Source organism: Leuconostoc gasicomitatum LMG 18811, assembly GCF_000196855.1.
GTDB lineage: Bacteria > Bacillota > Bacilli > Lactobacillales > Lactobacillaceae > Leuconostoc > Leuconostoc gasicomitatum.
The window spans coordinates 1,819,986-1,845,993 of the sequence record NC_014319.1 but is presented as its reverse complement, the minus strand read 5'-3'; the positions used below and the strand labels follow the sequence as shown (position 1 = coordinate 1,845,993).

28 protein-coding genes and 1 pseudogene are annotated in these 26,008 nt (G+C 35.9%); 15 read left to right on the top strand and 14 right to left on the bottom strand.

The features are described from left to right. Positions 1-16: 16 nt before the first annotated feature. The 4 genes from LEGAS_RS09155 to LEGAS_RS09140 all read right to left on the bottom strand — a co-directional run bounded on the left by LEGAS_RS09155 (position 17) and on the right by LEGAS_RS09140 (position 3,325). Entirely contained in the window at positions 17-772 is a 756-nt protein-coding gene (locus LEGAS_RS09155; protein WP_010384373.1) for an ABC transporter ATP-binding protein, read from the bottom strand. Continuing rightward, complete coding sequence (locus tag LEGAS_RS09150) at positions 765-1,664, bottom strand: ABC transporter permease (RefSeq protein WP_010384376.1); 900 nt, start codon at positions 1,662-1,664, stop codon at positions 765-767. The genes LEGAS_RS09155 and LEGAS_RS09150 overlap by 8 nt, the downstream gene beginning before the upstream one ends. Further along, entirely contained in the window at positions 1,661-2,665 is a 1,005-nt protein-coding gene (trpX, locus tag LEGAS_RS09145; RefSeq protein WP_013232035.1) for a tryptophan ABC transporter substrate-binding protein, read from the bottom strand. Before trpX ends, LEGAS_RS09150 begins: the two co-directional genes overlap by 4 nt. Before the next feature lie 333 nt (positions 2,666-2,998). Beyond that, positions 2,999-3,325: a winged helix-turn-helix transcriptional regulator gene (locus tag LEGAS_RS09140; RefSeq protein ID WP_010384378.1), complete on the bottom strand. Its 327-nt coding sequence runs from the start codon at positions 3,323-3,325 to the stop codon at positions 2,999-3,001. Positions 3,326-3,448: 123 nt separating this feature from the next. Here LEGAS_RS09140 and LEGAS_RS09135 point away from each other — a divergent pair, with 123 nt between their 5' ends. After that, complete coding sequence (locus tag LEGAS_RS09135) at positions 3,449-4,810, top strand: MFS transporter (protein ID WP_041771795.1); 1,362 nt, start codon at positions 3,449-3,451, stop codon at positions 4,808-4,810. Between the two features lie 180 nt (positions 4,811-4,990). On the opposite strand, the gene LEGAS_RS09130 is transcribed toward LEGAS_RS09135, so the two are convergent. Continuing rightward, positions 4,991-5,566 (bottom strand): cadmium resistance transporter, encoded by a 576-nt coding sequence (locus LEGAS_RS09130; protein WP_010384380.1) that lies wholly within the window; start codon positions 5,564-5,566, stop codon positions 4,991-4,993. Positions 5,567-5,649: 83 nt separating this feature from the next. On the opposite strand from LEGAS_RS09130, the gene LEGAS_RS09125 reads away from it, so the two are divergent. The 5 genes from LEGAS_RS09125 (at position 5,650) to LEGAS_RS09105 (ending at position 10,581) form a co-directional block, all read left to right on the top strand. After that, positions 5,650-5,973 carry an ArsR/SmtB family transcription factor gene (locus LEGAS_RS09125; protein WP_010384382.1) on the top strand — a complete coding sequence of 108 codons (324 nt, stop codon included), beginning with the start codon at positions 5,650-5,652 and terminating at the stop codon, positions 5,971-5,973. A 157-nt stretch (positions 5,974-6,130) separates the two neighbouring features. Further along, positions 6,131-7,840, top strand: coding sequence for a glycoside hydrolase family 13 protein (locus LEGAS_RS09120; RefSeq protein ID WP_013232033.1), 1,710 nt, complete (start codon positions 6,131-6,133; stop codon positions 7,838-7,840). A gap of 17 nt (positions 7,841-7,857) precedes the next feature. Further along, positions 7,858-9,282 (top strand): glycoside-pentoside-hexuronide (GPH):cation symporter, encoded by a 1,425-nt coding sequence (locus LEGAS_RS09115; RefSeq protein ID WP_013232032.1) that lies wholly within the window; start codon positions 7,858-7,860, stop codon positions 9,280-9,282. A 3-nt stretch (positions 9,283-9,285) separates the two neighbouring features. Further along, complete coding sequence (locus LEGAS_RS09110) at positions 9,286-9,528, top strand: hypothetical protein (protein WP_013232031.1); 243 nt, start codon at positions 9,286-9,288, stop codon at positions 9,526-9,528. A gap of 75 nt (positions 9,529-9,603) precedes the next feature. Then, positions 9,604-10,581 (top strand): LacI family DNA-binding transcriptional regulator, encoded by a 978-nt coding sequence (locus LEGAS_RS09105; protein ID WP_010390542.1) that lies wholly within the window; start codon positions 9,604-9,606, stop codon positions 10,579-10,581. Between the two features lie 24 nt (positions 10,582-10,605). Here the strand turns inward: LEGAS_RS09105 and LEGAS_RS09100 are convergent, their stop codons facing one another. Beyond that, positions 10,606-11,070 carry a Fur family transcriptional regulator gene (locus tag LEGAS_RS09100; RefSeq protein ID WP_010390541.1) on the bottom strand — a complete coding sequence of 155 codons (465 nt, stop codon included), beginning with the start codon at positions 11,068-11,070 and terminating at the stop codon, positions 10,606-10,608. A gap of 166 nt (positions 11,071-11,236) precedes the next feature. Between LEGAS_RS09100 and LEGAS_RS10120 the strand changes: the two genes are divergently transcribed. Continuing rightward, positions 11,237-11,359, top strand: coding sequence for a putative metal homeostasis protein (locus LEGAS_RS10120; protein ID WP_013232028.1), 123 nt, complete (start codon positions 11,237-11,239; stop codon positions 11,357-11,359). A gap of 445 nt (positions 11,360-11,804) precedes the next feature. On the opposite strand, the gene LEGAS_RS09095 is transcribed toward LEGAS_RS10120, so the two are convergent. Together LEGAS_RS09095 and LEGAS_RS09090 are read right to left on the bottom strand one after the other, a co-directional pair. Beyond that, on the bottom strand, positions 11,805-12,620 hold the full coding sequence (locus LEGAS_RS09095) for a Cof-type HAD-IIB family hydrolase (RefSeq protein ID WP_013232027.1): 816 nt from the start codon (positions 12,618-12,620) through the stop codon (positions 11,805-11,807). A gap of 16 nt (positions 12,621-12,636) precedes the next feature. After that, positions 12,637-14,121 (bottom strand): BglG family transcription antiterminator, encoded by a 1,485-nt coding sequence (locus LEGAS_RS09090; protein WP_013232026.1) that lies wholly within the window; start codon positions 14,119-14,121, stop codon positions 12,637-12,639. A 214-nt stretch (positions 14,122-14,335) separates the two neighbouring features. On the opposite strand from LEGAS_RS09090, the gene ulaG reads away from it, so the two are divergent. Genes ulaG through LEGAS_RS09055 form a run of 7 tightly spaced genes read left to right on the top strand, consistent with a single transcriptional unit; the run spans position 14,336 to position 20,009 of the window. Next, positions 14,336-15,409: an L-ascorbate 6-phosphate lactonase gene (ulaG, locus tag LEGAS_RS09085; RefSeq protein ID WP_010384106.1), complete on the top strand. Its 1,074-nt coding sequence runs from the start codon at positions 14,336-14,338 to the stop codon at positions 15,407-15,409. A 10-nt stretch (positions 15,410-15,419) separates the two neighbouring features. Continuing rightward, positions 15,420-15,899, top strand: coding sequence for a PTS sugar transporter subunit IIA (locus LEGAS_RS09080; RefSeq protein WP_013232025.1), 480 nt, complete (start codon positions 15,420-15,422; stop codon positions 15,897-15,899). A gap of 10 nt (positions 15,900-15,909) precedes the next feature. Then, positions 15,910-17,421: a PTS ascorbate transporter subunit IIC gene (locus tag LEGAS_RS09075; RefSeq protein ID WP_013232024.1), complete on the top strand. Its 1,512-nt coding sequence runs from the start codon at positions 15,910-15,912 to the stop codon at positions 17,419-17,421. A 36-nt stretch (positions 17,422-17,457) separates the two neighbouring features. Beyond that, the gene (locus tag LEGAS_RS09070) at positions 17,458-17,763 is read left to right on the top strand and encodes a PTS sugar transporter subunit IIB (protein WP_010017203.1); all 306 of its coding nucleotides are present in this window, start codon (positions 17,458-17,460) and stop codon (positions 17,761-17,763) included. Between the two features lie 10 nt (positions 17,764-17,773). Beyond that, positions 17,774-18,412, top strand: coding sequence for a 3-keto-L-gulonate-6-phosphate decarboxylase UlaD (locus tag LEGAS_RS09065; protein WP_013232023.1), 639 nt, complete (start codon positions 17,774-17,776; stop codon positions 18,410-18,412). 2 nt (positions 18,413-18,414) lie between these two features. Then, complete coding sequence (locus LEGAS_RS09060; protein ID WP_013232022.1) at positions 18,415-19,278, top strand: L-ribulose-5-phosphate 3-epimerase; 864 nt, start codon at positions 18,415-18,417, stop codon at positions 19,276-19,278. 2 nt (positions 19,279-19,280) lie between these two features. Next, on the top strand, positions 19,281-20,009 hold the full coding sequence (locus LEGAS_RS09055; protein WP_010385418.1) for an L-ribulose-5-phosphate 4-epimerase: 729 nt from the start codon (positions 19,281-19,283) through the stop codon (positions 20,007-20,009). Between the two features lie 121 nt (positions 20,010-20,130). Here the strand turns inward: LEGAS_RS09055 and LEGAS_RS09050 are convergent, their stop codons facing one another. From LEGAS_RS09050 to LEGAS_RS09935, 6 genes and pseudogenes are all read right to left on the bottom strand, one after another. Then, positions 20,131-21,729 (bottom strand): APC family permease, encoded by a 1,599-nt coding sequence (locus tag LEGAS_RS09050; protein WP_010385416.1) that lies wholly within the window; start codon positions 21,727-21,729, stop codon positions 20,131-20,133. Between the two features lie 244 nt (positions 21,730-21,973). Further along, complete coding sequence (locus LEGAS_RS09045; RefSeq protein WP_010385414.1) at positions 21,974-22,294, bottom strand: PTS lactose/cellobiose transporter subunit IIA; 321 nt, start codon at positions 22,292-22,294, stop codon at positions 21,974-21,976. 1 nt (position 22,295) lies between these two features. Then, positions 22,296-22,604 carry a PTS sugar transporter subunit IIB gene (locus LEGAS_RS09040; RefSeq protein WP_013232021.1) on the bottom strand — a complete coding sequence of 103 codons (309 nt, stop codon included), beginning with the start codon at positions 22,602-22,604 and terminating at the stop codon, positions 22,296-22,298. A 28-nt stretch (positions 22,605-22,632) separates the two neighbouring features. Next, on the bottom strand, positions 22,633-23,331 hold the full coding sequence (locus LEGAS_RS10335; RefSeq protein WP_013232020.1) for a phospho-sugar glycosidase domain-containing protein: 699 nt from the start codon (positions 23,329-23,331) through the stop codon (positions 22,633-22,635). A 41-nt stretch (positions 23,332-23,372) separates the two neighbouring features. Further along, positions 23,373-23,720 (bottom strand): MupG family TIM beta-alpha barrel fold protein, encoded by a 348-nt coding sequence (locus LEGAS_RS10330; protein ID WP_013232019.1) that lies wholly within the window; start codon positions 23,718-23,720, stop codon positions 23,373-23,375. Positions 23,721-23,734: 14 nt separating this feature from the next. Beyond that, a pseudogene (locus LEGAS_RS09935) lies at positions 23,735-24,894 on the bottom strand (PTS sugar transporter subunit IIC). Positions 24,895-25,423: 529 nt separating this feature from the next. On the opposite strand from LEGAS_RS09935, the gene LEGAS_RS09020 reads away from it, so the two are divergent. Beyond that, the gene (locus tag LEGAS_RS09020) at positions 25,424-26,005 is read left to right on the top strand and encodes a helix-turn-helix domain-containing protein (protein ID WP_010385405.1); all 582 of its coding nucleotides are present in this window, start codon (positions 25,424-25,426) and stop codon (positions 26,003-26,005) included. The last annotated feature ends 3 nt before the right edge of the window (positions 26,006-26,008 follow it).

The window sequence follows — 26,008 nt, the reverse complement described above, 5'->3', positions numbered from 1 at the left end:
TTGCTTTATTTTTAGACTAGACAATAAAATATTTTAGAATTTGTGCTTCATCTAATGCAACTTTGTCATCACCACGAACATCAAGTACAATGTTACCGGCATTGAGAATGAGAAGGCGATTACCATATTTTAATGCGTCTGTTAAATTATGCGTAATCATCAGCGCGGTTAATTTATTTTGTGTCACTTGTTGATTAGTAGCTAACATGAGTTGTTCAGATGTCTTTGGATCTAATGCGGCAGTATGTTCATCTAAAAGAAGCAGCTCAGGTTTTACACGGGTTGCCATTAAGAAGCTAAGTGCTTGACGTTGACCACCTGATAAATTACCAGTTGCTGTATTTAGACGAGTATCTAAATTATTTCCCATCACTTGAGTGATTTGAGCATATTCGGTCAGTTTTTCCTTAGTTAAGCCACGACTTCTTAAGGTGCGTTTTCGACCGCGATTTTCAGCAAGCAGTAAATTTTCAGCAACGGTCATACGTGGTGCGGTGCCCATTTTTGGATCTTGGAAAACACGTGCGATGTAATTTGTACGTGCCACAGCTGATTCATGCGCGATATTGTGACCGTGATGCAGCAGCTGTCCGGAATTAATCGCTAAATTACCAGCAATCGTATTAAACAAAGTTGATTTACCAGCACCGTTCGTACCCAATACAGTAATAAAATCACCATCATAAATATCAAGACTAAGTGATTTTAAGATTTGCACATTGTCACCAACAGTTACAATAATATCTTTGAGTGAGAAAACAGGTTCAGTCATGTCTAGTTACACCTTTCTTGATTACTGTATCGAACTTCAGTGCTTTTCGTAATTGAGGTAGCATCATAGCAACAGCTAGTACAATTGCCGAAATCAAATTTAAATCATTTGTTGAAAAGCCAAGGCTAAGCACGGCTAACAAGACAAGACGGTATAAAATTGAACCAACAATCACCGCAACCAGACGGCCATTGAGTGATAAATCTCCAAAAGCGACTTCACCAATAATAATGGATGCCAAGGCAATGACAATAATGCCAATACCCATGTTGATGTCAGCGTAGCCATTATTCTGGGCAATTACAGCACCACCTAATGCAATTAAACCGTTAGATAACATTAATCCCATGATTGTCATACGATCAGTTTTAATCCCAATTGATTGCGCCATATTAGCATTATCACCGGTAGCAATAAAGGCTTGACCAATTTCAGTTTGTAAGAAAAACATGAGTGATAAGGTGATAATCGTAATAATGATAAAGCCAACAAAAACAGAATCAAAGTTTTTTGGTAAGTGCTGTAGAATTGGAGAAGAAAAAATCGACTTTTGATTTAATAGTGAGATGTTAGCTGAGCCCATAATACGGAGATTAATTGAAAGAGAGGCTGTCATAACAAGAATTCCAGCTAATAAAATTGGAATTTTGCCTTTGGTGTAGAGCAGCCCAGTAACTAGTCCAGCAATCGAACCGATGATAAGGGCAGTTAGTGTTGCTAAATAGGGATTAATACCATGAGAAATCATGGTAACTGCCGTGGCGGCACCTAAAGGGAAAGAACCTTCAACAGTCATGTCAGGAAAATTTAAAATTCTAAATGTGAGGAACAAGGCCACACCAAGTACGGCCCATAGGAGCCCTTGTCCAATACTAGATACAATTATACTCATTTGAATACCTCGCCTTTAGCCTCTGCTGTTTTTATCATGTCTTCTGGTAAGTGCAAACCAAGTAATTTAGCTTGTTTTAAGTTAATAACTATGTCGCCTTTAGTAATTGTTTTAACGGGATAAGTTGCCGTATCTTTGCCTTTTAACACTTGACCTGCCATAATGCCTGCTTGATAGCCAATGTCATATTGGCTGACTGAAATTGTAGCGACACCACCATCTTTTACCATGGTATTAACAGCTGGAATGACAGGAACATTGTTTTTATTTGTGATGTTAATGAGTGTTTTCATTGCGCTGGCAACACCATTATCTTGTGGCGCGTAAACGACATCAACTTGGCTGGCCATTGTTTCGGCAACCTGTTGCATATCATTGGTTGTAGAAATTGTGTACATATGTACATCGTAGCCAGCAGATTTGGCCAATTGTGCCATTCTTTTAGCATTGTACTCGCCACCATGATCAGATGTGGTGTAGATGATACCTAATTTCTTAGCTTTAGGCACCACTTGTTTAATGACGTTGAGATGTTGTTCTAATGGTGAATCACCAGATGTACCAGTGACGTTGGCACCAGGACGTTGTCCAGTTTTAACCAACCCCGATCCGACTGGATCGGTAATGCCAGCTAAAATGACAGGGCTGTTGCCATCAGCTGTTTTAGCTAAAGATAGGGCAGCCGGGGTTGCAATACCTAGTGTCAAATCAGCATTCTCGTTAGCAAATTTTTGAGACATTGTTTTGAGATTGGCTTGATTAGCTTGGGCATTTTGATAATCGATCTTAATTTTGTTGCCAGTGTAACCTTGTTTTTTTAAACCAGCCACGATACCACGATGTATTTCATCAAGGGCAGGGTGTGTTACCAGTTGGAGTATCCCAACTGTTGGAATATAGTTTTGTTTTTTGACTTGCTGTGCAGATTTGCCAGTAGCAACAAAGGCAACTCCTAGAAAAGCAATAATAACTACAATGATAGTTATGAGACGTTTATTCATAGTTTTTCTCCGAAATTTCTCTAAAATAAAATTGACCTTGGACAGCCATACAAGGCTTTCCAAGGTCAAAAGAAAAGTCTGTATGGCATATTTCCATACAGACTCGATTGCTACACAAAATGCATCGGTATGGATAAAACAAATGTTTTAAACATCAGCTTTATCCGTTACCGAAAAGCTGACTTTACCGACGCCACCAGGCATTGTTAAGTTGTGCGATTACTTTTTGCATGTGCTGTCTCCGAGTTATTTATAGATTAAGAATACTAAGAATTTAATGAGTTGTCAATAGGATTTTTGAAATTAATTATTAAAATGTTGTTAAATGACTAATTATAGTTGAAATTGGTTGTACCAATCTTTCATATTATCAAAAACCACTTTTAACTTGCTGCCTTTATTGGTCAAGTCGTAAGCGACTTGTAGTGGTTTCTCGGAAATGACGTTGCGAGTGATAATATCTAAGGACTCTAACTCGCGCAGTCGTATGGCTAGTGACCGTGAATTAATATCTGGAATATGTGCCATTAATTTACCATAATGATTATTACCAGCTTGTATTTCTGACAGAATCACCACTGTCCATTTGCCCTTAAAAAGTTTTAAAAATTCAGTTGCAGGACATAAGTTATCTGCAATTGTAATTGTATTGGTCACCATACTAATTCTCCTTTGAATTCCTTTTATTATACCGTGATTGACAGGTAGTGTAAAAAAATTCCCTACTTACTAAAAACAGTGTTGTGTTTTAAAATGAATGGTGAGCAAAACATAAGGGGGTTTATGATGAAGAAGCATACAAAGAATTATATGATGTTGATTATGCTATCAACGGGATTTATTATGGCGGTTCTAGACACAACAGGTGTAGCTTTAGCTATACCAAATTTGGAAGTGTATTTACAGTTATCGACATTACAATCAGCGTGGCTTATTAACGTTTATATTCTAGGGTTAGGAGGAACACTGCTGTTGTCTGGAAACTTATCGATCAAGTTTGGCGATAAACGTTTGTTTTTAACTGGTATGTTTTTGTTCGCATGCGCATCAGCCGTTTGTGGTTTGAGTGTGTGTTTCCCCCAGTTATTATTTTTTAGATTTTTACAGGGTGTGGGAGCATCATTATTTATGCCAAGCGCCATGAGTTTATTATTTAATGCTTATGGAGACGCTAAGATCAGAGCTAAGGTACTAGGAATTTGGACAGCAATTATTTCTGTCGCGACAGGGATTGGTTCGTTAGTTGGTGGTTTTTTCATTACATCTTTTGGTTGGCGGTCAATTTTTTTCATCAATGTACCATTAAGTATGATTGCGATTGTTTATATTTATATGACATCAACTAATGTTGTCAGAGTGGGTAGAAAATCAATAAATTATTTTGATAATATTTTGCTGACGATGAGTATCGGAACAGTTATTTTGTACTTAACGATAGGGAAGCAGTTAGGATATCTCAGTTATCAGTCTTTAGGATGTTTACTGTCATTCATTGTTTTGCTAAGCATTGTGATTTTGCGAGAGCGACGGACAAAGAACCCGATTGTACCTTTTATATTACTACGTAACATTGATTTTTTAACTGCTAATTTATTTGGTTTTATTGTTAATGTGTCACTTTATGGGCTTGTGATTATTTTTGGTCTTTATTATCAGAGTGATCTGCATTATTCGGCTATGGTGTCTGGGTTGCTGATTTTACCTGGTATGATTATTTTAGTTGTTGGCAACATATTTTATACGCGCATAATTAAATTTATCCCAGTCAGCAAGTTGATTAAATATAGTATTAGTATTGCCATTTTGGGATCACTAATATTAATGTTTGTGTCAATTTTAACAACCAAGAGAGCAATAATATTAGTGACTATTGGCTTTGCGGTGCTTAGCTTTGGTATTGGTATGCTCACGCCTGCATCAACAACGCTGTTGATGGAATCAGCAGGTAGTGAATTATCTAGTGTTGCTGGCGCAACCTTGAATGCAAATAAGCAAATTGGTGGTTTATTTGGCACAGCTATTGTGAGTGTCATTGTTTCATTTTTGGTTAATCAATGGCAATTGATACTGTCTGTATTTTTCATTGTTAATCTACTGCTGTATGCTGTGGCATACATGATACAGAGAAATATACAATCGCATTGAATTGATAAATTTGGAAAAGAACAGATGATGACATAAGGTAAACAAGTAACAAGTTGATTGAGATTGATGACCTTAACGGTTGGCTTTATCGTGGATTATGTTAGATGTATGAATCATGCATGTTAAATTGGCACACTTGTTGAGTGGTCAAGAGTAAGATGAAATGCTAACAATGGTTGTTTAAAATAAGTTAAAAATAAACTGAATAAGCCCAGTATCAAGCATAACAAAAACCCCGATTAGAATATAAATGATGCGACCTATTGGTGATCCCCAACGTTCAAAAACATACTTAACGATTGGTATCTGTCCAAAGAGATAAGCCAATATTAATGATAAGGCGGTTAAAACAATAAAATAAACCATTGTCAGTAGAATAGCAGCTGTCGTCATTGTGGCTAAAACAGGGACATAGACAGCAATATTATCAGCACCACAGCTAATAAGGTACATGAGTAAAACTGCGAGCATACCTCTTTTTGGCGTCGATTTTGAAGCGTTATTGTCATTAACATTTTCACCTTTGATACCCATATAAATTGGTAATAAACCAAGTAAGCCAATTGCCCATGTAGGGATAACAGTTTGAATTAATTGGCCAGCAATGGCACTGATAGCAAAAACAATGAGCATACCTAATTCATAGCCGATAAAATTATCTCTGAAACGGTATTTTTGTAATAAAAGTAATAAAATCATAAAAAAATCTAAGTTAACGCCAATAAATAGCATTGTGACAAGTGATAAATCTGGCATAATGTTTCTCCTGTTCATGATATACTTATAATATATTAGTATAAACATATGTTATCATTAACATATGAAGGAGTCAACATATTATGGGAAAAAATAACGATATGCTTTTTCAAAGCGGAATGATACGTATTTTCAAATTATTGAGTAACCCCACACGGCTGAATATTTTGATGTTATTAGAGCATGAGCAGCTTAGTGTCAATGAGATTGTTACACAACTTGAAATTACACAACCGCAAGTGTCGCACCAATTAGCTATTTTAAAAGAACAGCAACTAGTAAGTGCAAAAAAAATAGGCAAGAAAAGCTTATATCAATTGAGTGATCCGCATATTCTTAGTGTCATTCATTCAACAAAACAACATGTAGCGCATGTGATTACTGGGAATAAACATGATGAAGCGTAATGTTGCTGATTAATATACTATAAGGCACATCTTATAGTTTGCTACCACTAATAAACTTAAATAAAAAAGATAAATGTAAGCGCTTGCATTTATCTTTTTATTGTTTTATACTTGCTGTATAGAAATGGAACGTTCCAAATATCAAAAAGGAGATATAATGGCAAAAGAAATGTGGTGGCAAAATGCCGTGGTTTATCAAGTATATCCTAAGAGTTTTCAAGATAGTGATAATGATGGCATTGGTGATTTGCGTGGGATTATCAATCGATTAGATTATATTAAACAATTAGGAGTTGATGTTATTTGGTTAAATCCGATTTATAAAACATCAAATATTGATGGTGGATACGATATTTCAGATTATCAAAAAATCAATCCAACTTTTGGAAACATGACTGATTTTGAAGAACTCCTTGATAAATCTCATCAAAAGGGTTTGAAAATCATGATGGATCTGGTGGTTAATCATAGTTCTTTTGAACATGAATGGTTCCAAAAAAGCATTCAAGATGACAGTAAAGATAATAAATACCGTGATTATTATATTTGGCGTGATCCTGTTGATGGACATGAACCAAATAATTGGGGCTCCTTTTTTTCAGGTCCCGCATGGACATACGATGAAAAATCTGGTCAATATTATTTGCATTTATTTGCTAAGGAACAACCAGATTTGAATTGGGATAATGAAGCAGTGAGAAATTCTATTTTTGATATGATGAATTGGTGGGCTGCTAAAGGCATTGATGGCTTTAGAATGGACGTCATTTCTTTAATTTCAAAACCTGACGGTTTGCCAAACGCACCAATTACAGAAGGTGCATTATATGGGAATTCAGGAGATGCAGCTGCTAATGGACCACATGTGCATGATTATTTGACTGAAATGAATAAGCAAGTTTTACAAAAGCATGATTGGATTACTGTGGGTGAAACAGCTGGTGTGACAACAAGTGAAGCCAAAAAATATGCTAATCTTGACGGTACAGAACTCAACATGGTTTTCCAATTTGAACATGTTGGTTTAGATGGTAATCAAAATCCAACGCTTGGCAAGTGGTCTGATAAACATGTATCATTACTGGCACTGCGCAGTAATTTGGTCAAGTGGCAAAAGGCATTAGCTGGTAAGGCATGGAACAGTTTATATTGGAATAATCATGATCAGCCACGTGCTATATCACGATTTGGAAATGATTCTCCTGAGTATAGGTTAGTTTCAGGTAAGATGCTCGCTGCGTTACTGCATTTTATGCAAGGTACACCGTATATCTATCAAGGTGAAGAGATCGGCATGACGAATGCAAACTTCCAGACAATGGATCAGTATCAAGATCTTGAGTCAATCAATGCCTATCATGAACTCGTTGAACAAGAACATTTGATTTCTGCTGATGTGATGATGAATTATTTACGCGCACGCTCAAGAGATAATGCACGTACCCCTATGCAATGGGATAGTACAACTTATGCAGGATTTAGTGACGTAACACCTTGGTTAGAAGTCAATGCCAATCATGAATCTATTAATGTTGACGCTGCATTAAAGGATAAAGAGTCATTATTTTACTTTTATCAAAGATTAATTACGTTACGTCACGAACTACCTGTTATCACTGATGGTACTTTTGATCTCGTCACAGGCAATGAAAAAGACGAAGCGGTGTTTGCATATACAAGAAAAAATGACAAAGAAGTATTGCTAGTGATAGCAAATTTTACTGCACAATCTGTTAGTCGCGCCTACAATATACCTAAAGATAGTAAACTTTTGATTCAAAATTATCCAGATGTAACCAGTTTAGCACTCAGGCCATATGAAATCAGGGCATATCTGTTTTCTAATCGAGATAATGAATCTATGTAAAGAAGGGAGTTAGTGAGATGGTTGATAATGCAGAAATGACAATAAAAAAAGGCCAAGGTAAGTTACCTTGGAATGAACGGTTGAGTTATGGTGCCAGTGATTTCGCATGTAGTTTTACGTTTAGTTTGATCGGTACTTATCTTATGTATTTTTATACCGATGTTTTTGGTATTACAGCAGCAGCTGTTGGTACATTAATGTTGGTTGCTCGAGTGATTGATGCGCTCGATGGCCCGTTTTGGGGCATTATGATTGATCATACACACACAAAGTGGGGACGTAGTCGTCCCTACTTGCTGTGGTTCAATGCACCATTTACAATATTTACAGTGTTATGTTTTACGACGCCAGATTTACCTATGAATTGGAAAATTGTTTGGGCTTACGTCACGTATATTGGCATAGATGTCTTGTACTCTGCAGTTAATATTCCTCTGACATCAATTCTACCAAGTATGACAACTGACCCTGATGAACGTGTGTTGCTGTCAACAATTCGATCTCTATTCTCTAATTTTGGTGGAACATTAATCTCTGTTATAGCATTACCTTTGGTAGCACTATTTGGGGGAACTGATAATCCTCGTCGTGGTTTCTTCTGGTTAGCCGTTATGGCTGCATTAGTATTTTTCGTTATATATTTGGTTGTTTTTGCTAATTTAAGGGAACATGTGCAAACACGACAGTCTCAAAAAGCATTACCTATTAAAACATCACTAAAAGCACTCAAAAATAATTGGCCTTGGGTGATTGTGGTTGGATTGAACTTTATTTACTGGCTGGGTATGCAAACAAAAGGTCAGGTAACAATATACTTTTTCAAATATAATTTGGACAAGCCTGGTCTAGCTTCACTTGCACTATTCTTTAATGCTGTGGGGTTAATATCTGTCTTTTTGACACCAAAACTTGTCATGAAAATTGGTAAAAAACGGACAATATTATCGGGACTGGCATTAAGTATTTTTGGACAATTGATTTTAGGGGTTGGCGCGCAAATGTTGAGCATTCCGTTAGTCATTATTGGTACCATTGTTGGTAACTTTGGTAACGGATTTGTTGGGGCATTAATTGCTGTTTTGCTTGCGGACTCTGTAGACTATGGTGAGTGGAAAAATGGTGTTCGTGCGGAAGGGATTGTGACTTCTGCCTCTAGCTTCACTGCAAAGTTTGGTATGGGTATTGGTGGTGCTATAACGGGGATGTTACTCTCAATAGGTCATTACACACCTAACAAAACGCAATCGGCTGCAGCACTATTTAGTATTGAAGCAAATTATGTCTGGGTACCGCTAGTTGCCTTAGTCATTTCATTTATTTTAATATTATTTTATCGCTTAACGCCTGAAAAAGAAGTAGAAATGACACATTATATTAATGCAAAGCACGCTCGAGAAGATTCAGAAGATAATGTAGCAGCTATGGATAGTGTAGAGGGGTAAAAAATGAGTGATAGAAAAATAACTATTGATCCGAATGAATTTGCAATGGGATTAATCAAGGATACGAAGCAAACTGATAATATGACTAATCAAACATTTATTAAAAAACAGTTGACGCTTTATCTAGAGGCGTACTTCTTGATAGAGGATTTTAATCGTTTGGAAGTTGATCAAATTGGTAAGATGAAACAACAGCAAATGTTAGATTTATTTGATAAAATGTTATCAGGAAGATTTACACCATAATCACTGTAAAAATGCCGACACGGCATTTTTTTTATTAAATAATTAGTTTAGAGAAGGTCATTGAAATTGGTAAATATGAATGATGTTGCTAGCTTGGCTGGTGTTTCAAGAGGATCAGTATCTAATTACATTAATGGTAAAAAGACTAAAGCAGAGACACAAGCTAAAATAAAAGAAGCCATTGCTGCCTTGGATTATGTTCCCAACGCAATGGCACGCGCCTTAAAAACGAGCAAATCAAATTTCGTCGTATTTATTGTCCCGACAGTGAACTCACCTTTTTTCTCGGAATTGAGTTATCATATGCAACAGGAGTTACAACGTCATGCTTATAAGATGATTTTATGTAATTCTAATAACACTTCAGAAGAAGAAATAGAATATATACAGATGGCTAATGCACAAAAGGTAGCTGGTTTAATTACGATGTCTTATGCCAATGTCGCTAACTTAATTGATACTAGCATTCCATTGGTTTCCATAGAAAAGCGTGTTTCTCAAAATGTACCACTAATTACATCAGATAATTATATGGGTGGTAGACTCGCTGGGGAAACGTTGGCAAAACTAGGGGCAAAGCGATTGCTGTTTATTTCTAAAAAACCTGTAAAGAATATTTCTGCAGTACGAGAAAGAGGGTTCTTAGATTATTGCCAAGAAAATGATATTTTTGCTGATGTTTTTCTAGCTAGAAAGAAAATAAATTTCATTAGTGACTTTAAGCGTTTTGTTAAGGATAACTTTGTTGACCAGCATTTTCCTTATGATGGGGTCTTTTCTGATTCTGATGAGTATGCAAGTGATTTCTATCATATACTCATTCAAGCAGGCGTTCAAGTTCCCAATCAAGTACAGATCATTGGGTTTGATGGATCGCGTGTGTATGCCAGACAAAGAATTACGTTATCATCAATCAAACAATCAACAGCTCATATTGCAAAATATGCGGTTGAGAAGTTACTATTACAAATCGAGTCTAAAAACGAACGTACTTTTTTGGGAGAGACGACCGTTATACCAGTATCATTTGAAAAGGGCATAACAACTAAGTAGAATAATGCGAGACGCATTTATGAATTAGCTCGCTTGATTTTTCTGACACTTATCACATAAACCAAATATTTCTAATTTGACAGTTAAAACAACGAATTGTGCTAAATCAGCCTGTAATTTAGGCGCCAATGTCGCGTCAAGTTTAATCACGCGATGGCAGTTTTGACAAAAGAAATGACCATGATGAGGTGTTACAAAATCACATTGGAATTTAACGTTTAATTGGCCATCTTCAGTCCGTTGTTCAATAATCCCTAAATCACTAAATTCTTTAATATTGCGGTAGGTAGTCGTATGACTAGCATTTGGGTATAATTTCTGCATATATGCATCAACTTCAGTCACAGGAATGTATGTTGTTTCGAATTTTGATAAGTATGCCAACAAGTCTTTACGTTGTTTTGTGATACGAAAAGTACTTTGCTTAAGGATATCGAGACCTTTATTATATTTTAAAGTATTATCAACCATTAGTTTTGACGCTTTCATTATTAATCCACAGTTAGTTTAGTTAACTCTATTATGGCTTATATACGACATATTGTCCACAATTCAAAACGCAATATGACAATCTTCAGACATAAGCTATTGACTTATCAAACAAAAGTTTATATACTTTAAAGAGTAATTATTACTATTAACAGGAGAACGAATTATGCCAGAAAAAAATGACCTCAGTAGCGCTTATCGGCGCTTAAAAAGTCCTAATGCTAAAACGAGAGATCGTGCTTTAAAGTTAATCAAGGAATTAAAAGCAAAAAGAAATCAAAAGAAATAAGAATAATATAACGCATTAAATAGTAATAATTACTTTTAATGTGTTATACTATTCTTATGAGGTTGTTAAAACAGGCTCACTGCTGTAAAGCAAAATAAACACGGACAGTTATTTCACAATACTCCTAATGTTGGGATGATTGTAACTTACACTGCTATATTAAATGACTGTCAGTCGTATATAAAAATTCGTAACCACCGTTATTATTGGGTGGTTACGAATTTTTTATTGGCTTATTATTTTAATGTAGGGAGCGCATCATTAGATTCAGCCGTCTTGGTAATGGCAGTCGACTATTAATTTTGATGATCTTTAAATGTGGATTACTGGGCAAAAACAGCCGGTTTTTACACAGTTTTAAGCGATTAAGTTTCTTTACCATTCAAAGAAAAATAGTAATCACTTGAGGCATTCTGTTAGACGGCGTGTGCGTGAGATGTCACGATTAATCAAAGTATGTTTCTAAAAACACAGCCACACCATCTTGTTGGTTGCTTTTAGTCGTATGATTAGCAACTTGTTTAATACTTGGAATAGCATTAGCCATAGCAACACTGACTTTTGCTAGTTTGAGCATGGCGAAGTCGTTTTCCTCATCACCAAACGCCATTAAATTTTCTGGTGTTAACGAAAAATGAGCCAGTAATTTTGATAAAGCAGTGCCTTTATTAACACCCTTGGGAATGAATTCTAATAACATACGCCTTGAACGAACAAAAGATAGGTTTTGCCTTAGAAGTGGTGTATGTTGAAGAACCTTTTCTAAGTAATCTAATTCCGATTCATTTGCACAAACAACAAACTTATTGAATGTTATGGTTTGTGGTAATTGACTTAATGTCGATTGAAAATAAGGAATTAATTGACCCACCAAATCAACATAATGTGATTGACCAAAATCTTTAATTGAAAAAACGCTCTCCTGGCTCACAATATCAACAGGTAAATTCAAATTAGCTATCACGTTAAATACGTCGATCACATCTTTGACAACAAAATGTTTATCTAAAATATTTTGATCAGTGCGGATGTTTTTAATTAAACCACCATTAAATAAAATAACGTGATCATTTGGCTGATTCAAATCTAATTGTGCAATAAAATTTTTGACGTTAGGAAATGGCCGACCGGTAGTTAAAACTATTTTTTTACCATTTTGATGTAATTTTTTTAGCACGTGAGTGCTTTTCTCAGATAGTGTTTTATTTGGCAGTAGCAAAGTATTATCCATATCTAAAGCAATCATTTGAATATTTGTCATTTGTGACCTCCATAAGTTAAAGTTGGGATAAAACTGTTTTTAAGCGATCAAATTCAGTGTTGGTCAATTCTCTATCGATTAAAAAAGTAGGCAATTTAGTATCAATATCCGTTGATTCAGTGATAATTAAATCAAAATTATCATTATCAATTAAAGACCTATCAGTATTAGTTAGGTGTTTTATTGTTAAATCACAAGGTGTGACATTGTTTTTTTCAATGAACGTTTGAAATAAATTTTGACTATATATTGGTAACGAGGTAAGCATGAGTATATGTAATCGCTGCACTTCTTGATGTTGCAAGTTGAAATTATAAAAAATCATGGCAAGAATCGTAATCTGATCTGGTAATAAACCAAATGGAAAAAGGCGACTATATAGGGAATGGTCAGGTAAATTATTTAATGATTTTTTAACGTCATTTTCTAACATTGCGTTGTGATAGAGATAGTCATATACTGTGATACTTTGATATCGAACTGAATACCAAAAGGGTTTTAGTTGTGTTTGAATCTCTCGAGTAAGCGCTTTTTTTTCAGAATGGGTACTGTCAATATGAGCAGTATTCATAAATGAGTTCACAATATGCTCACTAAGTATCAGTAGGTCTTGAAAAGAATGTGAGCTAAAATGTTCATCTTGTTCTTTTGTTACGCTAAGTAGTTGTAACGTTAAAAATAACTTGACAGATGTTGGCATAGTAACAGCAAAATTGGTTGTGACAATCAACGAAAAGTCTTTGATGACTTGATTTTCTTGACGTTTCTTAAAGGATTCAACATCTGTATTATTAAAAAGTGCTGACACAGATGCTATGGGATGATAGTTACTATACAAGGATGCTAGGACGCTGAAAATAGTTAGTGTCATAGCATTGGAAGCTGATATTTGCTTTTTTAAACTACTTTTGTACATATTTTTTAACTTATCGCTGACTAATAAAAACTTTGAATAAGAAAGCTGGCAATCTAATGTATGAATAAAATGTTCTAAAGCACTGGCATGGTACTGCAATAAGATTAAATTGTTATACACATTAACTAATAGATCAAATAGTGATTCCTTAAATTCAAAACCATTTTTTTTGGAAAATGCAGGTTTGAATTTTTGCCTCTTTTTTAATTCTGATATATCACGTAGAACAGTATTACGCGACACATCAAACAATAATTGGAATTCAGATAATGTCCACTTTTTTAAAGGTAATGCAATGCAAATAGACATAATGAGTTGTCGATCATAAGAATTGATATATTCATTAGTAGCAGCAATGGATAGTTTAGTTGTTAGTGCAGACACCTGCTGACCCGTGACTTCTAAATTTGGGACTAAAAAAGGTTGGTGCACAGAATGCAGTTCAGAGTTAGCTGCTTGCAATAAATAGTAAATTTTACGGTTCGATAGGTTGAGATGATTTGCAATTGTTTGCACACTTGGTAATAGCTGTTGTGTAGAGATATAATTGATAAATTTTGTATAGTTCATACCAGATACTTGCATAGCGGTATTCCCTTCTTTGACGAACTAAAATAATTTTTGTTCGTTATTAATTGTACAACTTAGATGACAAGCAAAACAGTCTCATTGGGGCAATTTTATTGTGGCACAATGAGACTGTTTTTTTATATCGTGATAACAGATAATATAATTGTACCAAAAAATGTAAGCGCATACATTTTAAAATAAGGTTTCAGAATTAGAAAGGGATTGCATCATGTCAAAAGCAACAAACATTGAAGAAGCAACACGTGAAAATTGGATTGAAAACACGTTTCCGGAGTGGGGAACTTGGTTGAATGAAGAAATTGAACAGGCAAAGGTGCCTGAAAAGAATTTCAAAATGTGGTGGTTAGCTAATAATGGTATTTGGTTAAAAACACACGAAAACACCAATATCTTAGTAGATTTATGGAATGGAACAGGCAAGCAAACTCATGGCTCAGGATTAATGAAACAAGGGCATCAAATGATGCGGATGAGTGGTGTCCAAAAAATGCAACCTAATTTAAGGTTACAACCATTTGTTATTGATCCTTATGCCGTTAAAAATGTTGATGCTTTGCTTGTGACGCATATCCATTCAGATCACTTAGATATTAATACCGCCGCTGCTGTTTTACAAAATAGTGGTCCAGAGACGAAATTCATTGGACCACAAGCTGTGGTTGATATTTGGGAAAGTTGGGGTGTGCCATCGGAGCGAACCGTTGTGGTTCATCCAGGTGACGAAGTCAAAGTGAAGTCAGTAACAATTAAAGCGTTGGAAGCATTTGATCGTACGGCTCTTTTGACAGTAAACTCAGATGTTCAAATAAAGGATTCATTGCCTCAAGATATGAATGAAATTGCTGTCAACTACTTATTCAAGACAACAGGTGGCAATTTGTATCATGCTGCTGACTCACATATGTCAAATATGTTTGCTAAGCATGGTAATGAAAATGATGTTGATGTCGAAATTATTAACTATGGTGAAAATCCACGTGGTATTACTGACAAAGTCACATCTTTGGATGTTCTACGTTCGGCAGAAGACTTGAAAGCCAAAGTTGTTATTCCAGTACATTATGATATTTGGTCTAACTTTGATGCCGATCCACAAGAAATTGTTGAAATTTGGAAAATGAAAAAGGATACATTGGACTATAAATTCCATCCATTTATTTGGAAGGTTGGCGGTAGCTATACCTTTCCACAAGATAAAGATAGGGTCCAATATCATTATGACCGAGGCTTCTCAGATGTCTTCTCAACAGATAATGACGTACCATTTCCATCATTCCTATAAGGAGAAAAAAATGACAATGCTCAAATATTTTTACGACAATGATTTAGTACGAATTTATGATAAGACACCTACAAATTGGCGTGAAGCAATCAATGTTGCAAGTGAAAATTTAAAAGAAAAGAACATCATCACTGACGAATACGTGCGTGAAGTGATTAAAAATGTTGAGACAAATGGTGCCTACATTGTTATCACACCCGGTGTTGTAATGCCCCATGCTTTGGCGACCGGACAAGGCGTATTAGGGACAGGTATTGGCTTTGCTAAATTTAGCGAACCAGTATCTTTCGAAGATGGTAATCCAGATAAACAAGGAAAATTGTTCTTTACGTTGGCAGCTAAGGATGAGACACAACATTTGGAAAATATTCAAAATTTGATGACGTTACTAATGACAGATGGCATGATTGAGGCCTTATCAGATATTGAAACGTTGGCAGACTTTGTTCAAGTGATGAGTCAATTTGAAAATATCCCTGCGGAGCAATGAGGAGAAAATGATGAGTAGTATATTTGCAGGAATATTAAATATTTGGGCATTTTTTGCCAACAATATTTTGACACAACCAGCCTACATGATCGGATTCATTGTGTTGATTGGTTATATGTTAGAAAAGAAACCTTGGTATGAAAGTTTAGCTGGTTTTTTGAAAGCAACAATTGGCTATATGATTTTGATGGTGGGTTCCACTGGATTGGTTACCAGTTTTCGACCAATATTAACGGGTTTGAAAGACCGATTTCACCTAACAGCCACAGTGATTGACCCATACTTTGGTCAAAATGCTGTGACCGATGGTCTAGAAAAGACATTTGGTAGATCATTTGGGGATGTCATGATTCTATTGTTGATAGCCTTTGTTTTCAACATTTTACTGGTTCGTTTTTCAAAATATACGAAATTACGTGCCGTATTTACAACTGGAAACGTACAGGTTCAACAAGCAGCAACCGCATTTTGGATTATATTGTTTGCTATTCCTAGTTTGGGGCGCATTGAAGTTTTGCTAGTTATGGGTATTATTCTTGGCTTGTACTGGGCTGTTGGATCTAACATGACAATTAAGCCGATACAGCAGTTAACTGATGGCGGAGGTTTCGCCATTGCCCATCAACAAATGTTTGGGATAGCGCTTGTGGCTTGGATTTCTGACAAAATGAAGAAATCATCTGTTAAAAAAGGTCAGCAATCATCAAAACGTTTGGAAGATGTTATCTTACCAGGATTTTTGAGAATATTTAATGAAAATATGGTAGCGACAGCCATTCTGATGTTTTTGTTTTTCGGCATTATCATGGTAGTCTTAGGACCAAGTTATTTCCATCAAGTGTTTATTACGAGTAAAGGGGCATCAGGACTCCCTAGTGGTGCAAGTTTCTTCTTCTATATTTTAACAACATCATTGGGATTTGCAGTTAATTTAGCCATTTTGCAACTGGGTGTGCGAACATTCGTTGGTGAATTGACAGAAAGCTTCACTGGCATCAGTGACACAATCTTACCAAACTCAGTTCCTGGTATTGATGTTGCCGCAACATTTGCTTTCGGTGAACAGAATGCTGTAACGATTGGCTTCTTATTTGGTGCATTAGGACAATTCTTAGCTATTGGTGCGCTAATGATTTGCCATTCACCCACGATTATTATTGCTGGTTTTATTCCGCTATTCTTTGATAATGCTGTCTTCGGTGTTATCGCCAATAATCGCGCGGGTGCTAAAGCCGCTATGATTTTGCCGTTTTTCTCTGGCATCATTCAAGTGATGGGCGCTGCCTTAATTTCAACGTGGATTGGTATGTCAAAATTTGGTGGTTATCTAGGAATGTTTGACTGGGACACTGTTTGGCCAGGATTTGCAGTTATTTTGAAATATTTAGGTTACTTTGGCGTTGTTGTTGTAGCTGCACTATTACTGATTATTCCACAACTTGAGTATCGTAAAGACCCTAAAAATTACTTTTTGATGGTTGAAGATTATGAAGCTTATAAAAAAAACAAAGGTATTGATTAAGAATACCTTGTACACAAATAGAAATGGAGAAATATAATGAATATTTTAGTATCTTGTGCTAATGGTTCTGGTACCAGTTTAATGATGATGAAGAGTGTCGAAAAATCAATGAAAAAACTAGGCATTCCAGTAACGAAGATTAATCATACTAGTATTGCCGAGGGAAAATCGACAGCTGCCCAATATGACGCAGTTTTTACCCCTTTAAACTTTGTAGATATGTTTGCAGATGTTGCAAAAAAAGGCGTGACAGTTGTTGGTGTGAAAAATGTTATGAGTGATAAAGAAATTACACAACGTATTATTGATGAAACTAATTTTGAAGAAAAATATAAAAAGTGAGGATAGAAAAATGACAAAACCTAATTTACAAATTGCCTTAGATCAAAATACGTTAGCAGACGCGATTAGAATAGCGCATTTTGCTGGTTCTATTGTTGACATTGTTGAAGTGGGAACAATTTTAGAATTACAAGCAGGGCAAGATGCAATTCGTGTTCTTCGGGCAATGTTTCCAGATAAAATTATTGCCTCTGACACGAAATGTGCCGATGCTGGCTCGACAGTCGCACAGAATTCTAAAGATGCCGGCGCTGATTTGATGACTGTGATTGATTCTGCAACGATCGCGACTATGAAGTCAGCAAAAACAGTGTTAGATGGTATTCAAGTCGAGTTATATTCGGCATGGAACTGGGATCTAGCTGAAAAATGGCGAGAAATTGGTATTGAACAGGTTATTTATCATCAAAGCCGTGACGCATTGCTTGCTGGAGAGGTTTGGGGAAAAAAAGATCTAGACATTGTGAAGAAATTTATTGATATGGGCTTTAAAGTCTCTGTAACTGGCGGTTTGAATTTAGATACTATCAAACTCTTTAAAGATGTGCCGGTTTATACGTTTATTGCAGGTCGTGCGATTACTGGTCAGGCTGATCCAGCTTTAGCTGCGCAAAAATTCCAGGATGAAATTAAAAAGTACTGGTCATAATAATGGTGAAACTTGGAATTAACGAAAAATCATTGCCAGCAGCGATGTCATGGTTTGACAAATTAAATTTTGCTAAAAATCAAGGTTTTTCATTTGTAGAGATGTCTATTGATGAAACCGATGCTCGTATTGCGCGATTGAGTTGGAATAAAGAGCAGCGATTTAGCTTAGTTAAAGATATTTATCAATCTGGTGTATCCATTGACACGATGATGTTGTCGGCACTCAGAAGATTTCCGCTCGGTTCAGAAAACAAAGCCATCTATGATCAATCGTTTGATATGTGTCAACAAGCCATTATTTTAGCCAAAGATCTCGGTATAAGAAATATTCAAATTGCTGGTTATGATGAGTATTACGGTTCAAAAACACCACTGACACATGAAAACTTTATTGAAAATTTGCAACGTGTCGTGAATTTTGCAGCAGAACATCAAGTCATGATTTCTATTGAAACAATGGATGATTGTTTTATCAATTCAATTGCTAAAATAAAAAATGTCAAAAAATCTATTGTATCACCTTGGTTACAAGCTTACCCTGATCTAGGAAACATTTCGGCTTGGCCAGATAATCAGCCAATAGAAGATTTGACGCAAGGATTAGATAGCATTATTGCTATTCATGTAAAAGATGTGTTATCTGTCACTGATCAGACGTCTGGAAAATTTAAAGATGTGCCGTTTGGTGAAGGCGATGTTAATTTCCTGGGTTTGTTTAAAGCATTAAAGCGTGTTGGCTATCAAGGCACGTTCACAATTGAGATGTGGTCAGAAAATGATATAGATGCCGATAGCAAAGTCGTTTTTGCCCATGATTTCATTGTTGATTTATTAACGCAATCTGGTTTATTAGTGGAGATGTAACTATGTTAGAAAAACTAAAACAAGAAGTCTACAATGCCAATATGTCGTTGCCCAAGTTAGAATTAGTGACTTTCACATGGGGCAATGTTTCAGGCATTGATCGTGAAAAAGGGTTATTTGTTATTAAGCCATCTGGTGTTGCGTATGAGCAATTGCAACCTGCTGATATGGTTGTTGTTAATTTAGATGGTGAGGTGGTTGAAGGTAACTTAAATCCATCAAGTGATACACCAACGCATGCCTATCTGTATCGCCATTTTAAAAATATTGGTGGTATTACACATACACACTCACCTTGGGGTGTGTCCTTTGCGGCAGCGAAAATGGATATTCCAGCGGTGAGCACAACCCATGCGGACACATTTTATGGTGATATTCCATGTGTACCGGCATTAAATGAAGAACAGATTCGATCAGCCTACGAGATGAATACGGGGGCAGTCATTGTATCAGAATTTGAACGTCGAGGGATAGATCCTGATGCGACACCAGCGGCATTAGTTAGTCAGCACGGACCATTTTCCTGGGGGCCAACACCTGAAAAATCAGTATATAATGCTAAAGTATTAGAAGTGTCAGCTGAAATTAGTTATCACGCACTGCAGTCAACACGATCTGATATTCACGTGCCACAGTACTTATTAGATAAACATTACTATCGCAAGCATGGTGCTAATGCTTATTATGGACAAGGTTCTGCACAATCAATGGCCCATATATCGCACGTATAATGCCATGATATGGCATACAATATTCTGTGTATTGTGAATAATTTTCCCAATTAAAAGTATACTAAAATACCGGACAAATTTTATTTTGTCCGGTATTTTAGTATACTTTTAACTTTTCTGATTATTTTTTAACTTTTGCGTTAACACGTTGTGCTTGTTTAAAGTATTTTGTCATAACTGAACTAACAGTTCCCCAATAGAAAAAGAGAAGGGAACCGACAATAATGAAAACAAAATCCAGCGGATAATGAATCCAGTTTTGACCATTGAATTCTTTTGATCCGATGTAGGACATAATAGAAATGAAAATTAAGTAACCAATCATCCAAAAGCTACCTTTGAAAGCGCGCTTGGTTTTATTAAAACCGTGTTGCCATTCATAATAGAAGTAAAAAGGTAGCCCTAACAGAATCACTAAAATAACTTCCACGGTTGTAGGCCACATAGCCCAATAAGTAGCCAGAGATGCGAGTATAAAAGATAAGGGGGCCATGTATTTTAACAATTTAGCACGAAATGGTCTTGTGAATTCAGGTGCCATTTCACGCAATGAAACAGCAGTCACTGGGCCGGTTAAGTAAGCAATTAATGTTGATGTTGAAATAACACTGGCAAGTGTTCCCCATGATCTGAAAATTGACACCATAAGCATGCTCAAAATAGCGTTAACAACCATAGCGATACGTGGTGTGCCATATTGTTGGTTTATTTTACCTACAAATTTTGGGATGTGATTGTTTGACACCATTGCTGCCAAAGTTCGACTTGAAGATGCCACAAAAGACACACCAGTTCCAAAAGGGGACACAAAAGCGTCCATGTATAGCAGCACTGAAAGCCAATGAATACCTAACAAAATAGCCAAATCAGCGAAGGGCGATGAAAAGTTAATACCATGCCAACCGTTTTTAGCAATCATAGCTGGGTTGAGTGATGTAATGAAAGTACTTTGCAGTAAAATGTATAAGATACCACTAATAATAAGAGAATAGGCAATGCCACGTCCAATGTTACGCTTGGGATTTTCAATTTCGCTACCCATATTAATCACTGTTTGAAAAGCGTTAAATGAGAATATGATACCTGATACTGTCGTTGCTGCAAATATAGGTGCCGTACCGTAAGGCATGAATTCGTGCAGGTTAGTCCCATAATTTGCAGGGTGAAATCCTGATAATGTGAGCATAAATATTGTTAGTATAGGTACGCCAATTTTGAAAATAGAAATCACACTTGTGAAGTTAGTTAATAGTGCGACAGACCAATAATTGAGTAACGTAAAAATAACAATAAATGCAAACACAACGAGTAAACCGGCTGTTGTAATTGAATCGTTTGAGATGAAATTTTGCGTCCAATTGGCCCATGACCAAGGCCATGAACTCATGTATTGAACCGCTGCAACTGATTCGATAGGAATTAATGTAATTAATGATATCCAGTTTGCCCATGAGGCAATAAAGCCAAGCAGCGAGCCGTGGGTATATTGCGCGTACTTACTCATGCCACCTGATTGTGGAAACATCGTTCCGAGTTCAATATAATTGTAAGCGATCGTACCAATAATGATCCCACCAATTACCCAAGAAATGATTGATGCGGGGCCGGCAATTTTTGAAGCCTCCCAAGCACCAAATAACCAACCAGATCCGATAAGTGACCCTAGGCCTAGCATAATGAGCTGAAACAGTCCGATCTTTTTATTATGATTTGTGTCCATGTGTCCTCCGTAATATTATTCATAAAATAATACCACTTTTCATTATAATAACAAAATTAATGTTGACAATTGTCGTTATTTGGAGGAAATATTTAAGAAACAGTTAAAATAATGTGTTTCATGGTTACAATGTTGATCATAAAAAAATTCAATACTAAGGTTTTTTACAATTTAAATAACCTAGTATTGAATTTTTATAAATGATAATTTTAACATCCAATAATGTTGACAAAATTATCTGCGTTTAAGCGAAATTCATATTTTTCTTGTATAATGTGATTAATTCTTTTACCAGATCTTGATAGGTAATAGCGGTCATCAAGTGATCCTGTGCATGAACCATATATAGATTGACCTCAGTATGATCGCCTTGCGCCTCTTTGGTTAACATATCACTTTGGACATTGTGTGCCTCTGCTAACGCTTGGCTAGATTCTGTCATTAATTGATCTGCTTTTTCAAAGTCATTAAGTTTAGCGGCTTCAAGTGCTTCATGAGCTAATCCTTTTGCATTGCCAGCATTCATGATGATGCCCATGACGACGTTCAAATAGTTATCATCCATATTACTCAACTCCCATCAGGTTTTCGGCAAGCTTAAGTATGTTTTCACCGTTCATAGTACCATAATCTATCATAGGCATAACGGCCATTGGAATGTTCTTAGAATCAGTTTTTGATTGAATATCTTTTTTAAGATAAGATACTTGAGGACCTAATAATACAACGTTTGGTACTTTATCAGAATTTAATTGTGAGTCGATATCAGAGGTTGATTTTGCAAAAATATCGTATTCTTTATTTTGCGCTGTAGCAGCTTGTTGGATTTTTTGAACCATCAGTGATGTTGACATACCGGCAGCGCAAGCTAACATAATAATTTTTTTTAGACATGATTTCTCCTTAATTGTTGATTAATTTAAATGTTTGCCAAGGTTTAAGTGTTTTCAAAATAGCCAAATTTGTTTCATCTATTTTGCCAACGACGTTATAATGTCCATCGTTTTCCCAAGGTTGGAGGGCAATTTGTAATTCACCCTTATATTGACCAAAGCTACTATTGCCAATGACAATGTCTCCGAATTGAACATTGTCTAGATTATTGGGCATAATTTCGGCATCACGATATTTAATACGTGATTGACTTGATCTAATCATATAACCTGAATAATCGCCTCTAAACATCTGTAATTCTTCTATAGCTATACGATGTTCAACGTCAGAGATATTTGGATTCAAGCTAACTTCTAATACGGGATAAGGACTTAAAAATGCTGCTTTAATAGCTGATAGTTCTTCTAATTCTAAGAGTGAGCTACTAATGTATATATTATCTATTAGGTTTGTCTGCTTTATGAGTTGAACTTGACTGGCAGCAGACATGTCACGTTGAATTTCCATTGAAACCATTTTATTTGAAACGGGCCATGGACCAACTTTTCCTGTGTCACCATCAATAAAGGCAGAGGTTTCTAGATTATGTGCTTTATACATTTTGGCAGTATCTTTAAAGTAATTTTCTTGAAGGCCTGTACGCACTTGTGGATAGAAATTATGTGAACCGCTAAGATTTTTAGTATTTGCACCAAAATCACAAACCATATCGATATAGTGCTGGCCGCGTGAAATATTCGTTTCTATTTTTAATGCCAAGGATTAAAAGTCATTTTGGCTTCTTCGTATCCTGTAAATCCCTCATCTAGTCGAATAGTGGTGACACCTAATTCTTTAAAAAAACTCAAATCTGAATAGTCAATGTTCAGCTGCTTAAATAACTTTGGATTAATGTCAATACAAATTTGCATGCCGATTTGATTGCCATATTGGATGATTTTTTTAAAGTGGTCAACGACAGTAGCTGTATCGCCTGTGACTTCTAGCAGTGACGTGAAGATCTTTTTATATCCTAACTCGCGTGCTTGGGTGAGATAGGATTGCATCTCATCAAAAGAACTTTTAGAGGGATAAATCGAAATACCTAATTCACTCATAGTGGGCTCCTTTTTCAATTTGCTTGCTCATTTTTAAGCTCCAATCTATCAATATTTTTTACGAAAGGTAAGTATATGATGATATCTAGTATTATTAGCACTATCTGCAATATTGATCCAGATATGTGTGACCCAGTAGCGAGGAATCCTGAAATAATAGGGGGAGTAACCCAAGGCACAACGACACCAACTGTCGCATGAACGATACCAGTGGCCATGGTGATGTATGTGATAATTGCATTTAAAATAGGAGCTAAGATAAATGGAATGAGCAAACTAACATTTAAAACAATGGGAATACCGAACATTGTAGGCTCATTGATATTAAATAGGCCGGGTGGTGTTATTAAAGTCTTTAGTGTTTTATATCTACTTGATTTAGCAATTAACCAAATAGCCAAGACAAGTCCTAATGTTGCGCCGCCACCGCCCATGTAGACAAAGAAATCCATAAATGGCTGAGTGACAATATGTGGCATCGTTGCAGAAGGGTTATTTTGATAGATTTTTAGGTTTTCACCCATGAGTGCCAACCAGATTGGGCTCATAATGGCACCAGTAATATTACCACCATGAATACCAATGAACCATAGTAATGAGGTAATGAAACTGACGATGATGGCACCTGCCAGCGAACCACCGAACGCGCCTAATGGCTTGCCAAGAATAACTTGAAGCACTTGATGAATATTTTCAAATGATGTCATTTTGAAGCCAGCATAGACTAGTCCCCAAAATATCAAAATAACGGCACCAGGAATTAAAGCAGCAAAGGAATTTGACACTGCTGGGGGACACCATCAGGCATTTTAATTTGAATATTTCGTTTCACGAACCAGTTAAAAATAGCCGTACTAATCAAGGCAATGAGAATTGCAGCGAATAATCCCGAGGCACCTAGATAGGTATAAGAAATACCTGTTTGAGGCGTACTACCAGAAGTTATTAAATCTGGTGTAACCAGGAAAAAACTAGCTAGGGAAAGAATACCAGCCGACAGAGCATCTGTTCCATGAGATTCAGCATAACGATAAGCAATACCAAATGCTGCTACTAATCCCATTAATCCGAAGCTAGCGTTAATGATTTTAACGAGCCAATCGAATATCCCAGTTGTCATTAACCAGTTTTTAAATGGGTCGATAGAAAAGCCATTGGCAATTAGTAATGCCATTGATCCTACAATGACTAGCGGCATGCTCAACGCGATACCATCACGTATAGAATTAAGTGGTTTATTGGCAGCTAATTTAGCACCAACGGGCTGCAAATATTTTTCCAGCCAAAACGATATTTTATTATTCATAGTATAATCCTCCTTATATTTAAATTGTAAACGCTTTCATAGTTTGTGTCTAGAGACTTTGTGTAGCGTATTAAATTACAGATGTATACCAAATAAAAGAAGAGAGGGTGTACATTGAGCGTTAAAAAGTCGCCTCTAATTTAAATGGTATAGACCAATTTTAATGATTTTTATTATTGGATTTCAATTTAATATAAACTTAATAATTATAAAGGCAAGTTAAATAGGTACGGGTAGTTTTAAAAATGTTAATTAACATTTTTTGACATGACTATTAGGAATATTTCTTATAAGAAAAATCAAAATTATTTGTATGCTTGGCGTGTATAATAATCATATAAAACAAAGATAACTTGTATAATAGTTGGGGCAATTAAAGGGGAATAGTCGGGTAATAATGGTAGATAATACATTTTCAGAAATACAAAATTTAGGTCGTTTAATTCGCGAAATGCGTCAGTCACGCGGTGTATCGGCAAATGATCTTGTACAAGTAACAGGGTTGTCACATAGTGTTATTTCTAAATTTGAAAGAGGGCAAACAGACATTCAATTCAGCAGTATGATTAAGATTTTGAGTGCCATGTCGTTAACATTAGAAGATTTATGTCATGCACCCATGTTTACTGAGTTTGTCGTTAATGAAATGGCTGAAAAAGCATATGAATTTCAAAATAACCCAGTTGTTTTAGAAACTATTTTAAATGAGTTAAATCGTCGTGCGATTTTATTGAGACAAGAACAAGTTTTTAAACGCATTCTGGAAACGTGTGTTCATGTTAATCAACCACTATCTAATGATGTTAATGATTATTTTGATAATTTAACAGGATTTTGGACTTTTGATGCTTATCTGGCGCTTTTAGCCGAACCATTTTTGCCACAGCGCATTCATTTACGCATTGCTAAAGCAGTTGTTGGCTGTCAAGGGCAACAACCTAAAATTATTAATATTGCTTATGATACTTTTGTGCATTAGACA

Bases quoted from the DNA above. Each gene is read 5' to 3' on its own strand.
- LEGAS_RS09155 (WP_010384373.1), bottom strand. From the start codon at position 772: ATGACTGAACCTGTTTTCTCACTCAAAGATATTATTGTAACTGTTGGT.
- LEGAS_RS09150 (WP_010384376.1), bottom strand. From the start codon at position 1,664: ATGAGTATAATTGTATCTAGTATTGGACAAGGGCTCCTATGGGCCGTA.
- trpX (WP_013232035.1), bottom strand. From the start codon at position 2,665: ATGAATAAACGTCTCATAACTATCATTGTAGTTATTATTGCTTTTCTA.
- LEGAS_RS09140 (WP_010384378.1), bottom strand. From the start codon at position 3,325: ATGGTGACCAATACAATTACAATTGCAGATAACTTATGTCCTGCAACT.
- LEGAS_RS09135 (WP_041771795.1), top strand. From the start codon at position 3,449: ATGATGAAGAAGCATACAAAGAATTATATGATGTTGATTATGCTATCA.
- LEGAS_RS09130 (WP_010384380.1), bottom strand. From the start codon at position 5,566: ATGCCAGATTTATCACTTGTCACAATGCTATTTATTGGCGTTAACTTA.
- LEGAS_RS09125 (WP_010384382.1), top strand. From the start codon at position 5,650: ATGGGAAAAAATAACGATATGCTTTTTCAAAGCGGAATGATACGTATT.
- LEGAS_RS09120 (WP_013232033.1), top strand. From the start codon at position 6,131: ATGGCAAAAGAAATGTGGTGGCAAAATGCCGTGGTTTATCAAGTATAT.
- LEGAS_RS09115 (WP_013232032.1), top strand. From the start codon at position 7,858: ATGGTTGATAATGCAGAAATGACAATAAAAAAAGGCCAAGGTAAGTTA.
- LEGAS_RS09110 (WP_013232031.1), top strand. From the start codon at position 9,286: ATGAGTGATAGAAAAATAACTATTGATCCGAATGAATTTGCAATGGGA.
- LEGAS_RS09105 (WP_010390542.1), top strand. From the start codon at position 9,604: ATGAATGATGTTGCTAGCTTGGCTGGTGTTTCAAGAGGATCAGTATCT.
- LEGAS_RS09100 (WP_010390541.1), bottom strand. From the start codon at position 11,070: ATGAAAGCGTCAAAACTAATGGTTGATAATACTTTAAAATATAATAAA.
- LEGAS_RS10120 (WP_013232028.1), top strand. From the start codon at position 11,237: ATGCCAGAAAAAAATGACCTCAGTAGCGCTTATCGGCGCTTAAAAAGT.
- LEGAS_RS09095 (WP_013232027.1), bottom strand. From the start codon at position 12,620: ATGACAAATATTCAAATGATTGCTTTAGATATGGATAATACTTTGCTA.
- LEGAS_RS09090 (WP_013232026.1), bottom strand. From the start codon at position 14,121: ATGCAAGTATCTGGTATGAACTATACAAAATTTATCAATTATATCTCT.
- ulaG (WP_010384106.1), top strand. From the start codon at position 14,336: ATGTCAAAAGCAACAAACATTGAAGAAGCAACACGTGAAAATTGGATT.
- LEGAS_RS09080 (WP_013232025.1), top strand. From the start codon at position 15,420: ATGACAATGCTCAAATATTTTTACGACAATGATTTAGTACGAATTTAT.
- LEGAS_RS09075 (WP_013232024.1), top strand. From the start codon at position 15,910: ATGAGTAGTATATTTGCAGGAATATTAAATATTTGGGCATTTTTTGCC.
- LEGAS_RS09070 (WP_010017203.1), top strand. From the start codon at position 17,458: ATGAATATTTTAGTATCTTGTGCTAATGGTTCTGGTACCAGTTTAATG.
- LEGAS_RS09065 (WP_013232023.1), top strand. From the start codon at position 17,774: ATGACAAAACCTAATTTACAAATTGCCTTAGATCAAAATACGTTAGCA.
- LEGAS_RS09060 (WP_013232022.1), top strand. From the start codon at position 18,415: ATGGTGAAACTTGGAATTAACGAAAAATCATTGCCAGCAGCGATGTCA.
- LEGAS_RS09055 (WP_010385418.1), top strand. From the start codon at position 19,281: ATGTTAGAAAAACTAAAACAAGAAGTCTACAATGCCAATATGTCGTTG.
- LEGAS_RS09050 (WP_010385416.1), bottom strand. From the start codon at position 21,729: ATGGACACAAATCATAATAAAAAGATCGGACTGTTTCAGCTCATTATG.
- LEGAS_RS09045 (WP_010385414.1), bottom strand. From the start codon at position 22,294: ATGGATGATAACTATTTGAACGTCGTCATGGGCATCATCATGAATGCT.
- LEGAS_RS09040 (WP_013232021.1), bottom strand. From the start codon at position 22,604: ATGTTAGCTTGCGCTGCCGGTATGTCAACATCACTGATGGTTCAAAAA.
- LEGAS_RS10335 (WP_013232020.1), bottom strand. From the start codon at position 23,331: ATGGTTTGTGATTTTGGTGCAAATACTAAAAATCTTAGCGGTTCACAT.
- LEGAS_RS10330 (WP_013232019.1), bottom strand. From the start codon at position 23,720: ATGAGTGAATTAGGTATTTCGATTTATCCCTCTAAAAGTTCTTTTGAT.
- LEGAS_RS09020 (WP_010385405.1), top strand. From the start codon at position 25,424: ATGGTAGATAATACATTTTCAGAAATACAAAATTTAGGTCGTTTAATT.